This window comes from Roseovarius sp. TE539, assembly GCF_003298505.1.
Classification (GTDB): domain Bacteria; phylum Pseudomonadota; class Alphaproteobacteria; order Rhodobacterales; family Rhodobacteraceae; genus Roseovarius.
Genome location: NZ_QNGB01000049.1, coordinates 1 through 10,988 on the forward strand (window position 1 = coordinate 1; position 10,988 = coordinate 10,988).

Annotated in this window: 10 protein-coding genes and 1 pseudogene; 1 reads left to right on the plus strand and 10 read right to left on the minus strand. The window is 62.4% G+C overall.

Features of this window, described 5'->3' with window-relative positions:
* From DQW77_RS17490 to DQW77_RS17500, 3 genes are all read right to left on the minus strand, one after another.
* A partial coding sequence (locus DQW77_RS17490) for an HAD-IC family P-type ATPase (RefSeq protein WP_147095020.1) occupies positions 1–962 on the minus strand: 962 nt, incomplete at its 3' end.
* Positions 963–999: 37 nt separating this feature from the next.
* Positions 1,000–2,721 carry a cation:proton antiporter gene (locus DQW77_RS17495; RefSeq protein WP_258523914.1) on the minus strand — a complete coding sequence of 574 codons (1,722 nt, stop codon included), beginning with the start codon at positions 2,719–2,721 and terminating at the stop codon, positions 1,000–1,002.
* Positions 2,721–2,975 carry a helix-turn-helix domain-containing protein gene (locus DQW77_RS17500; protein WP_113259592.1) on the minus strand — a complete coding sequence of 85 codons (255 nt, stop codon included), beginning with the start codon at positions 2,973–2,975 and terminating at the stop codon, positions 2,721–2,723. Before DQW77_RS17500 ends, DQW77_RS17495 begins: the two co-directional genes overlap by 1 nt.
* Positions 2,976–3,105: 130 nt before the next feature.
* Between DQW77_RS17500 and DQW77_RS17505 the strand changes: the two genes are divergently transcribed.
* Positions 3,106–3,969, plus strand: a complete 864-nt coding sequence (locus tag DQW77_RS17505) for a universal stress protein (RefSeq protein ID WP_113259594.1) — start codon at positions 3,106–3,108, stop codon at positions 3,967–3,969.
* 311 nt (positions 3,970–4,280) lie between these two features.
* Here DQW77_RS17505 and DQW77_RS17515 read toward each other — a convergent pair whose 3' ends face one another.
* The 7 genes and pseudogenes from DQW77_RS17515 to DQW77_RS17540 form a co-directional block, all read right to left on the minus strand.
* A complete protein-coding gene (locus tag DQW77_RS17515) occupies positions 4,281–4,613 on the minus strand; it encodes a hypothetical protein (RefSeq protein WP_113259598.1) in 333 nt (110 codons plus the stop codon).
* A 355-nt stretch (positions 4,614–4,968) separates the two neighbouring features.
* A complete protein-coding gene (locus DQW77_RS17520; RefSeq protein WP_258523915.1) occupies positions 4,969–6,066 on the minus strand; it encodes an AAA family ATPase in 1,098 nt (365 codons plus the stop codon).
* A 36-nt stretch (positions 6,067–6,102) separates the two neighbouring features.
* The gene (locus DQW77_RS17525; RefSeq protein WP_113259602.1) at positions 6,103–6,438 is read right to left on the minus strand and encodes a hypothetical protein; all 336 of its coding nucleotides are present in this window, start codon (positions 6,436–6,438) and stop codon (positions 6,103–6,105) included.
* A 302-nt stretch (positions 6,439–6,740) separates the two neighbouring features.
* Positions 6,741–8,120: a hypothetical protein gene (locus DQW77_RS17530; RefSeq protein WP_258523916.1), complete on the minus strand. Its 1,380-nt coding sequence runs from the start codon at positions 8,118–8,120 to the stop codon at positions 6,741–6,743.
* 66 nt (positions 8,121–8,186) lie between these two features.
* Positions 8,187–8,606 (minus strand): annotated as a pseudogene (locus DQW77_RS18830) (TniQ family protein); the annotation flags it as partial.
* A 48-nt stretch (positions 8,607–8,654) separates the two neighbouring features.
* Entirely contained in the window at positions 8,655–9,383 is a 729-nt protein-coding gene (locus tag DQW77_RS17535; protein WP_113259606.1) for a hypothetical protein, read from the minus strand.
* A 77-nt stretch (positions 9,384–9,460) separates the two neighbouring features.
* Positions 9,461–10,867: a class I SAM-dependent DNA methyltransferase gene (locus tag DQW77_RS17540; RefSeq protein ID WP_220124990.1), complete on the minus strand. Its 1,407-nt coding sequence runs from the start codon at positions 10,865–10,867 to the stop codon at positions 9,461–9,463.
* Positions 10,868–10,988: the final 121 nt, after the last annotated feature.

Genomic DNA, 10,988 nt, shown 5'->3' on the forward strand with positions numbered 1-10,988 from the left:
TCAGCGGTGTGGTTGTGCAAAACCACTGTTGAGACCTGAGACCCGGTTATGGCCACACGCTGCGCTATCTGGGGGCTGCGCGCGGGGCCATAACCCGTCGGCAGCCCATTTTCCCGACGTGCTACGGCCATGAACAGGTCCGCGAAAGGCAGATGCCCGACGAAGTAGCCGTAGATCAGCAGGGAGGCTGCGACGATCAGGATGAAGACCGTCAGCCAGCGCGCGAAGCGGTCCATCTGGGCCACAAGCGGCGTGGTCAGCGTCTCGACGCGTCCGAGCATGCCGCTGATCCGCCCGATCTGGGTGTCCGCAGCTGTGGCGGCGACGACGCCCCGCCCGGCACCGGCGGCCACCAGCGTGCCGGAAAACAGCATCGAGGACCTGTCGCCCAACGCCGCGTCCTCCGTCACGGGCGCCGTGCCCTTATCTACTGGCACGGACTCTCCGGTCAGGATCGCCTCTTCCGCCTTCAGTCCGCGCGCTTCGATCAATCGCAGATCGGCAGGCACGCGGTCCCCGGCCTCGACCAGAACGATGTCGCCTGGGACGAGATCGGACGCATCCACGCTGATCCGCCGCCCGTCGCGCAGGACGGCAGACCGTGGTGCGAGCATCCCGCGGATCGCATCCATGGCCTGCTCGGCGCGGCCTTCCTGGATGTAGCCGATCACGGCGTTTACAATGACTACCGCGAGAATGACACCAGTATCGACCCAGTGCTGCAGCGCCGCCGTCACGGCGGCCGAAGCGATCAGGACGTAGATCAGCACGTTGTTGAAGTGTGACAGGAACCTCAGGATCGGGCTGCGCTTAGGCGGTTCGGGCAAGCGGTTCGGGCCATGTTCCGCAAGGCGACGGGTGTATTCCCCGGTCTCGAGCCCGCTTGACCTTGACGCGAGGGCGTCCAGTGCCGTGACCGAGGGCATAGCGTGATAGGCTGGAAGATCTCGCTGGTTCGTCATCCTGGTTGGTCCCGCTTTCCTCTGCGCGGCATCACGATCACGACGCCTGCTTCTCTTCCGTTTCGATTGACGGGATCTCGGTCCGCTCTTCCTCCGGTGCGCCGCAGAGCAGGTCCACCGCACGGTCTGCCGCGTCCTGGAAAGGCTCCAGCACCATGTCTGCGCCGGAGGCGAAGAGTTCCTCGGTGTCCTTGGGGTGATGAGACGCGACGGCCACGCGCCCGCGGAAACCGGAGGTCCGTGTGAGCTGGATCAGCGTCGTGCGCGTGTCCTCGTGGCTGAGACCTGTCGGATGGAGCGGCACTGTCGAGACGATCCATTCCGCCCGCGCGAGCGGCAGTTCCGCCACGAACTCCGGGTCGGTCGCGTCGCCGAACTCGGTCTCAAGCCCAAGCTCACGCCAGCGCCGGATGGCGAGAGGGTTGAAGTCGACTCCCAGGACCTTGATGCCCCTTTTCTGCAGCCGGAGCCCGATTGCGGTGCCGAAGCGCCCCAACCCGAAAATGATCACCTTGTGACCGTCCTCGCGATGCGCCCCGGCCTCGGACGGCTCGCGCGGCGTGCCCTTGCGCTCGAAGACACCGAGCAGCGGCTCGAACACGGCATAGAGCTGATGCGAATAGGTGATCATGTAGGTCGAGGCGGCGATGGTCACGAGGCCGACCATGGTCACGAGGCCGAGCGCGTCTTCCTGCACATGGCCGAGCGACACCCCCATGGCCACGAAGATCAGGGAAAACTCGCTGATCTGCGCCACGGTCAGGCCCGCCAGGAAGCCCGTGCGCTTTCGGTAGCCCATCGCACCCATGATCGCGAGCACGATGAGCGGGTTGCCGATCAGCACGAAGAGCGAGAAGACAATGGCCCCGCTGACATGCGCGCCGAGAAGGGAAAGATCGAGCGCGGAACCGAGCGCGATGAAGAAGAACAGCAGCAGGAAATCGCGCAGCGGCGCGAGGCGCGCGGCGATGGTCTCCCGGTAGGGGGTCGAGGCGAGAGCGACGCCTGCCAAAAGGCCGCCCACCTCCTTGCCGAGCCCCACGATGTCGCCCGCCGCCGCGAACATCGCCGCCATGGCGATGGCGAAGATGACCAGAAGCTCGGGCGCGTGCGCCAGCCGCTCGGTCAGCGGATTGGCGACGTAGCGGACGAAGACCACGACAAGCGCCACCATCGCCACGCCCGACGCCAGCACCATCGGCACCGACCCTCCGCCATGGCCGCCATCCGCCGCGCCGATGCCGATGGCCGACAGCACGATCATCGCCAGCACGACGACGAGGTCCTGCACGATCAGGAAGCCGAGCGCGATCTGGCCGTGCAGGCTGTCGATCTCGCGCTTGTCCGACAGCAGTTTCACGATGATGATCGTCGAAGAAAAGGTCAGCGCCACGGCGACGTAAAGGCTGGTGATATGCCCGAGCCCGAGCGCAAGCCCGATCAGGTAGCCGAAGACCGACGTGAACGCGACCTGGCCGAGTCCGGTCAGAAGCGAGACCGCCCCGAGGGAACGGATGAGCTTCACGTCGAGCTTGATGCCGACGAGGAACAGCAGAACCGCGATACCGAGCTCGGACAGCAGGCTGATCTGCTCGTCCGACCGCACCAGGTCCAGTGCCGAAGGGCCCGCAATCAGGCCGACTGCGATGAAGCTGACGATGAGCGGCTGGCGCAGGATGATCCCGAGGAAACCTACCACCGCCGCAAGCACGAGCAGTGCAGCGATCTCTGCAAACGGCGACTGAACAATAACTTCCATCAATTCTTCGGTTCCTTCGTACTCTGTGCTTCGGTCAAATCCGGAGCCGTGTTTGTCTCGCCGTTTGGCCGGGCGGCGGGCCGCGTCGCGTGACCTTCCAGGAAGGCGTCGAGGTCCTCCGGGCCGATCCGCCATCCCTTGCCGATATCGATCGCCCGGAGCTCGCCGTCCTTGATCCAGCGCCTGACCGTGGCCTCGTTGACCTTCAGAAGATCTGCGATCTCCTTGACGGTCTGATATTGCTCGCGTGACATGTTGAACGCCTTTTCACCGGGTTTGGCTTAATATAGCGTAGTATAGAATAGATGAGTTGATTCAGACAGAGCTTGATGCGTTGCAGCGTGTCGCGCGCAGATGAGAGGCCACGGCCCGGGACCGGAAACGATGAAGACAATCATGGTGGCGACGGACTTTTCGGAGCGGTCGGATCGGGCGCTCCGGCGCGCGACCCTTCTGGCCCGCCAGTTCGAGGCCACCATGCTGATGGTCCACGTTGTCGACGACGATCAACCGCGCCGGATCGTGGACGCCGAACGCGATGAGGCCACGACACTGCTTCGCCAGATGGCTGCCACGCTACGGGACGTGGACGGCGTGACCTGTGAAACGCGGGTCATCCTTGCGTCCCCATTCGTCGGCATCGCCCAAGCGGTGGCAGACGCGACGCCCGACCTTCTCGTCATCGGCCCGCATCGACGCCAGGTGCTCAGGGACGTGTTCGTCGGCACCACGGCTGAGCGGACGATCCGGTCGGTGGATTGTCCGGTCCTGATGGTGAATGCCACGCCGGCCGGGCACTACCGCCACGTGTTGCAGACGACCGACCTGTCCGACGGCTCCCGCGACGCGTTGCTCCGGTTCCAGGAGCTGGGGCTTGCCGACCATGCCCGGACGTCGCTGCTCCACATTTTTGATGCTCCTGCGCTCCGTCTTGCCTTCAGCCATTCGATTCCGCAGGACGATCAGAAGCACTACCTCGAGGATGAACAACGCGACGCTTCCCGCGATCTTGCTCGCTTCCTCTCCTCGGCAGGTCTGGACCATCTGAGGCAGATCGTGCGCTACGAGGCGACCCCAGCGCCGCACGAAATCCTGAAGGCGGCCGGAGAAGAGCACGCGGACCTGGTCGTGATGTCCACGCATGGCCGAAGCGGGCTGGCCAAGATGCTCATCGGAAGAGTGACGGAGCAGGTGCTCAGAACAGCGCAGATCGATGTCCTCGCCATTCCCCCGCAACGCGGGCAATGAGCGAGGCGTCGGCTTTGGCAACGCCGAACGGGTCGCAGGTCAGTCCTCGAGTGCCAGCCAGATTTGCCGTGAGACTGTCCGCGGTCCGCGGAGCGCCTCCCGCAAGGTCATCAGGCGTTGTTCGAGGGGCGGCGAAGCGAGGCCTTGCTCGGGGCTGTGAGCTTCGAAGAGAACCCTGCGTTCACCATCTACCTCCACGAGGGACCACTTCTCATGCCGCGATTCGCCGCCTTCACCGCGCGACCGTTCATGCAACGTTCTGATGCGGGTCAGCGAGAGCGAAGTCTCAGGGTTCGTTTGGCCGCCGTCTGTCATGTCCCGAGCAGCGGATTGCCGAAGGTCACCGCGAGCAGGTTGCCGACCTGGATCCCCAGCAGATGCAGGAAGATCGCCTCCACGAACGCCATCGACCGAACCCGTCTGGCGAACATGCCGTCATAGTAGGACCAGACAACGGCGACGATGTAGGAAACGCCATTGAGCTTGAGGTTGGCTTCAGGATCCTCGCCGAGAAGCAGATAGAGCGCGGTTCCAAGCAGAACGCCACGCCACATCAGCGCGCCGGTGGCACGAAGCGTGCCCGCACTGATCCCGGTTCGCAGTAGGCGCTCCACAAGCCCATCGAAAAATCTCGAGTTCTTCATGAATCCTGCTTTACCACGACGCACCGATGAAGATCATGACAGTGACGTCCCGTCAGGCAGGAGACACCATGGAAGCTGTCCGCAGGACGACCCGAAGCGGGGACTCGCTGCGCCTCAAAGTCCCAATCCCTTATCGCGGTCAGCTGGGGGTCAAAGCATCCTTGCGGCAGCGCAGAGAACATCCCCGTTTCTATCTCATGCGGATGTCGGCTTTGAACGTCGCGGCCCGGCCGGCTCGCGTATGCAGCAAACGTCCGGTTCCCGCCCCTTCTGCAGCATAAAGGTTTTACGATTGACGCGACCATGGTCGGCACCCCAGAAATGACGGTATGAGCCTTGCCCGCGAAAGGCCCACTCAATTCAGCACCGGCCGACGCTCAAGCTGCTCGGCCCGGTCGAGCATCCGCTGGACGACGCGCAGGCTCAGGGCGTCGGCGCGGTCGCGGTGGTGCTGGAGGGTCTCGATGATCGCGTCCAGCGCCGGGGTGGTCAGGCCGCGGGCCGCGCCCTCGCGCTGCGCGAAGCCGATGAGGTCCGACAGGGTCAGCGCCGGGAGCACCAGCGGCGGGCAGCGGCTCAGGAGCGGCTCGGGCAGGCCCCTGCGGCTGTTCGCGGTCATGATCCAGCCGATCCCGGACATGTCGAACGGCACGCGGTAGAACGGGCATTCCCAGCGGGCCGCCGTCTTCGGCTCCATCAGCGCGAGCAGCGCCTCGGTCAGGTTGTGGCGGGTGCCGGAGGTGTCGCGCACGGCCCCCGCTTTCTCGAGTTCATCGACGATCACGATGGGGTTCAGAACGCGGTGGTTCAGAATCGTGTCCAGCGGCTTGCCAGCGCCCGCGTTGGCCCAGCCGCGCTGCATCCCCGCCACCACGAAACTCGCCGCCTCCGCCGCCGCGTCGACCAGCGTGGTCGGCACGCCGAGCGCTGCGGCCAGGGCGCGCGCCCAATGGCTTTTGCCGATGCCCGGCGGGCCGACCATGATCATCGGCGGCAGCCGGAAGACCGGCGCGCCCTCCTGCGCGCAACGGCGCATCGCGTGCCAAGCGACCTCCGTCGCCGGGGCCATCCAGGGCATCTGCGCATGCAGCCCCGCGGCAATCTCGTCGGCCCGGGCCTCGGTCGTGATAGTGGTGGCCCGGACCCCGTCCTTGATCGACGCAAGGCGCGCCTTCTCGTCGGGCTTCAAGTGGGCAGTGCCACTCGCCGCACGGAGCCGATCGACATAAGCCGTGGCGCGGCGATGGATGCGGGTGAGGTCGTGCTCAGAGATCGCTCCGGTCGTATCGTCCCAGATCTCGACCGTGTCGTCGATTTCGTGACCACGCAGGCGCATGAGGTGCTCGCGCAGTCGGGAGGATATGTCGGAGCGGTGCGGGACATCGCTATCGAACCGAGTGAGCAGGAAGGGCAGCTTGGGCGTGGGCATTTCGGATAACGATCGCAGGTTCAATGAAAGTGCGCGCGGCTCCTCGGGAGACCTGCGCTTTTACCCGTCGAAATACTTCTCCCCCTCCCCGACACCGAGCGTCTCCAGCGCCGTTGGGTCTACAGCCACGCCGTCGGGACGGGTCAGGGCGTTCGGAACGAAGGGGCCGCGATAGGCCACCACAGGCCGACCCTCTGGGCTATTCAGCTCTCCCTTCACCTCCCGGACGAGCAAGATGAAATCGACGAGGTACTGAGCCCCGTCGAACAGGGCGTCGCGCTCCGCTTCGGGCATGTCGACGATCGACTTCATGTCGATCACCCGGTTCATGAGATTGACGAACTCCTGCTCGGTGAACTCTGCCGGCAGCTGCTTTGCGAATTCTGAAAGGGTCATTGAGGCCTCGGGGTCTTGAAATGTCTGACGCCGGGGATCCGGGCGCCGGGGAACTGATTCCCTAGGCTCAAGGAAGCCGATTACGCGGCGCCGGGCAACAGAAAGTTGCAAGAATCTGCGCCATATCCCATTGATATGTTTGCGAAAAATGAAGATTTGTCCTCGTTTGGACGCCGTCAGACGCTCCGAGCCGACCAAGCCTTCCTTGGAGGGCGCGCAAGATCAGGTCGGGGGCACGGTCGCGCTTTTGGCGTTCATACCGCACCTTGCATGGCCGCCCATGACGGCTTGTTGCACCGTCGTCAGATATCGCGTGATCTGGTCAGCACTGGGATATCTGCGCGCCGATATACCGGCCCGAAATCCTGTCCGCCCTGCGAAAAAGGTACGACCGCGTGTGATGCGAATTTGCTTTTTAGGGTGTTGCGATGCAGCCCGCTCTCCGTTGCGAGTGTGGTCAAGGTCACGAAGCGTTCATGGAAAGCGGCAATATCATCGGCGGTCATTCGGTATTGTGGCCGCCCGGTGCGAGGGTTCATGACCTTTTGGGCTGGCACATGCCCCGCCTCGATCAGCGATTGAAATACGCGCCCGTCCCTTAACCCGACCGACCGACCGAATTCAGCCGCCGGCACCGTGTCCGACAGATCTGCGTCGCTTTCCGCGCGCACACGCGCCTCGGGAGGGATTATCAGGTCCACCTCAGATTTGGGAACAACTATCCCGTGAAACCCTTGGGCGTCGCGCCGTCGCCCAACGCTCAGGCGGTTCTCGCGGATCGTGTCAATCAGGTGGGCGATCCCGGTTTTTCTGCGTTTGCAAGCGTGAAGCAATGTTTCCCAAGTCGCGTCATTTCCGTCGACTGAGGCGGCACCGGTCGACAGTTCAGCAACAAGACCCAAGCCATCGGAGACGCGCCATGGTTTCTTGACCGTTTCTGTCCGTGTGCGGGGCACCAGAACCCCGGCATCCGTCAGCGCGATCAGCTCTTGCCGCGTTGCCCCCATGGCCTTGCGCATGGCGATCGGTCCGACGAAGGTGGGGATCTCGGCCAGAAGGTCGGCGTGTTTTTTCGCATCAAACAACTTGCGGTTCGGGACCCGGTCATCGTCCGGGCCGATTGCTCCGGCTTCGACAAGGAACTGGTCCAGCACTTTGACCCCGATCCCGGTTTCCCTTGCTGCGGTGCGAAGAGAATGCAGACGTCGGCTCTGAACAACCTCACCCAGAATCTCCTCCCCGGCCGCAACTGGCCAGTGATCGAGAATGCACTCCCGCAGAAGGTCACGGAAGAAGTCAAAGCCATCCTCTTCGGCATACTCCCGATTCAAGCGGTCAAACAGCTTCCCAAAGACCTTGCCGGGCTCATCGAAAGGGCCGGTGGCCCGACGCGCAATTTGATCAAGTGCCGCGCGAATGGCTTCTTCGCCTTGCGCGATAGCGTTGAAGCCCGCCGCGTGAATGTCACCAACCGCGGCAGGATCGTGAGCCGTGTTTTCATTCTGAAGGACTTCACCCAGAAACCGACACAAGGTGGTTATAGCAAATACGGGGCTGCCCTTGAGCCAGGTGTCATCGGACCCGTTTTGCAGCCGCTTGTCCAACCAGAGATCATAGGCGGACGGGGTCCGTGCGGGTTCGTCGAACGCTCCCGACACGATGTCTGCTTCGATCTCCTGCAAGCGCGCGCCTATGTCGTAACGCGCTTTGGGGTCGCGGGCCTCCCAGAGAGGGACGAGAGGGTGGCCATGTTTGACGCAGAGATTCACCTCTCGCATTTGCCAGTGCCCGCGCATCACCATGGTTGACGCAGCTGGTCCCTCCGCCGCGGCCCCATCTTCGCGCAAGCAGACCGGACACCCGCGTATCACCGGGTTGCGGAGTGCTCTCGATATGTAGAGCTCACCTCGAAATTGCATCCGGACATTGCCGACCCGCACGCCGGTCCAAGACATGAGCTCAACCATGGCATCCGAATCAAGTCCGGCCCAGTCCGCAAATGCGCCGAGGGCCCCCTGATCCTGCTGGAGGAGCGTCTTGAAGGGGGCTCCCATATCGTAGGCAAGTTCAGGCGCCGTCGTCTGCCAGGTCGCTGCAAGACGCGCCAGGTAGGAATACAGGGTTTCCCTCGGCGCCGGATCGGGATTGCGTATGGGCAGACCGGTCATTCTGAGCACTGCTCAGATAGCCGTGGTCGGAAAAGGTGTGGGAAAAATTCAATGCACAGCATGCACATGCGGTTTCTTCACGTCCAGTTCCAGATAACGATGCCAAAGCGGTGTCGTGGTGTATACGCGTTCTGTGAGTTTTCGTCCCAGGTCCCTGTTTTCATGGAGCAAGCCAGCCCACACCAAAGGCTTCAGAACGCCGTCGTAAAGCGCGCTTGTACGCGGATCGTAGATGTTCTCGATCGTGTCATATCCGTAAAGAATCTCCGTCAGCGCCTTTCCGGACACCCCGACCCGTGCTTCCAAATCAAGCACGTTCAGCCATATATCCCATGTCCCGGCTATTCCCCTATTTAGCCGGTGATACTCAAACTGATCATTTTCAAAGACCATGTTCCGAGTGATCGCGTCAAAGCTTTTGAAGCGGTCTTCAAATAGGTCTTTTCCGGCTCTCGTAAGGCGCAGATGGCCCTTGTAGTGACGAAACAGCCCCATCTCCCACATAAGTTGGCGTAGCACAAAAAAGGGCTCAAAGTGATACTCATCGGCGATCTTTATGGGCATGAACCCATTGTAGATTTCACGCTCGGTCCAGTCCGGCCATTGAATGCTCGAAATTGCGTCCGCCACGAGGGCACGGCGCAGGGCCTTCGACTTGGTCAGCGGGATGCCCTTGGGGTTCGTCTCGAACTGCGCTGCTAGGAAGTCGACGGTCCGCATGACCGGGGAGGTGTCAAGCAGCGGGTCATCCGCTGACATTGTCTTGAAGCCATACATTCGGCGCACCCCCTGCTTTCTCTACCATGTCAGGAAAGACGGCCCCCCTTCGGCGAAGGCGGGCATTTGACACCCTACTAGGTCAAGTCCTCCTCGACGGATTCGAAATTCAGCATCGCCGACCGCAGGCTTTCGACAATCTCACCGGCCAGGAGCTCGGGTTGCGGAAGGTCTTCGAGGTTGGTCATGGACGCATCGCGCAGCCAGAAAAGATCCAGGCTCGCCTTGTCACGCGCCAACAGGTCCTCCCGGTCAAAAGCGCGCCAGCGGCCGTCCGGGGTATCCTCGCTCCAGGTCGGTGCGCGATCGTGCCGGTTTCCGGGGTTGTAGCAGTCGATGAAATCCTGGAGGTGGGCGTAGGTCAGGGGCTTTTGCTTCAACGTATGATGCACGTTGGTGCGATAGTCGTAATACCACACCTTCGCGGTCTGCGGGTCCGGGCTGGCCGGTCGGTTGTCGAAGAACATCACGTTCGCTTTCACGCCTTGCGCATAGAAAATGCCGGTCGGCAGGCGCAGGATCGTATGCAGGTCGGTGGTCTGCAACAGCTTCCGGCGGATCGTCTCGCCCGCGCCGCCCTCGAACAAGACGTTGTCGGGCACGACCACCGCGGCACGCCCTGTCGTCTTCAGCATGGTCCGGATGTGTTGTACGAAATTCAATTGCTTGTTCGACGTGGTCGCCCAGAAATCCTGACGGTTGTAGGTCAACTCGTCGGTATCCTGCGCGCCTTCCGCGTTGGTGAAGCTCATCGAGCTTTTCTTGCCGAAGGGCGGGTTGGCCAGAACGTAGTCGAATGTCTCGGACGGCGGCGATATCAGGGCGTCGGCGGAGGACACCAACGTGTCGCCGGTCATTTCACCGATCCCGTGCAGGAACATGTTCATCAGGCACAACCGCCGCGTGCCGGCCACGATCTCGTTGCCGAAGAATGTCGAGTATTTCAGGAAAGCCTTCTGGTCCTTGTCGAGCGCCCGGTTGTCCGGGTCCGTCAGGAAGTCATGCGCGGCAAGGAAAAACCCGCCGGTGCCGCAGGCGGGGTCGGCAATCGTCTTGCCGGGTTCGGGGCGGATACACTCCACCATCGCGCGGATCAGGGGGCGGGGCGTGAAATACTGGCCCGCGCCCGATTTCGTATCCTCGGCGTTGCGCTCCAGCAGCCCCTCGTAGATGTCGCCTTTGACATCGGCGCCCAGCATGACCCATTTCGTGCTGTCCACCATGTCGATCAGGCGGAAGAGCTTGGCCGGGTCGGTGATCTTGTTCTGGGCCTTGGTGAAGATCTGGCCGAGCATCCCGGTTTGCTCACCGAGCTTGCGCAACAGGGTGACGTAATGCGTCTCAAGCTCCGCGCCGCGACGGGATGTCAGGCTGGTCCAGTCATATCCCTCCGGAATGCCCACATCACGGTTGTAGGGTGGCTTGGCGTATTCGTCCGCCATCTTGAGAAAGATTAGGTAGGTCAGTTGTTCCAGATATGTCAATCTGCATTCAAAACTGACCCATCGTGATCATTTAAAAATGACCCACCTGGGGGGTAGCAAAGCCCACAGGCGAGCGCCCCCCATATAGCAGGCTCGTCTGTGGGCTTTGCTTTTTCTGGTT

Excerpts from the sequence above, each read along its gene's own strand:
- DQW77_RS17495 (WP_258523914.1), bottom strand. The coding sequence starts at position 2,721 with ATGGAAGTTATTGTTCAGTCGCCGTTTGCAGAGATCGCTGCACTGCTC.
- DQW77_RS17500 (WP_113259592.1), bottom strand. The coding sequence starts at position 2,975 with ATGTCACGCGAGCAATATCAGACCGTCAAGGAGATCGCAGATCTTCTG.
- DQW77_RS17505 (WP_113259594.1), top strand. The coding sequence starts at position 3,106 with ATGAAGACAATCATGGTGGCGACGGACTTTTCGGAGCGGTCGGATCGG.
- DQW77_RS17515 (WP_113259598.1), bottom strand. The coding sequence starts at position 4,613 with ATGAAGAACTCGAGATTTTTCGATGGGCTTGTGGAGCGCCTACTGCGA.
- DQW77_RS17525 (WP_113259602.1), bottom strand. The coding sequence starts at position 6,438 with ATGACCCTTTCAGAATTCGCAAAGCAGCTGCCGGCAGAGTTCACCGAG.
- DQW77_RS17535 (WP_113259606.1), bottom strand. The coding sequence starts at position 9,383 with ATGTATGGCTTCAAGACAATGTCAGCGGATGACCCGCTGCTTGACACC.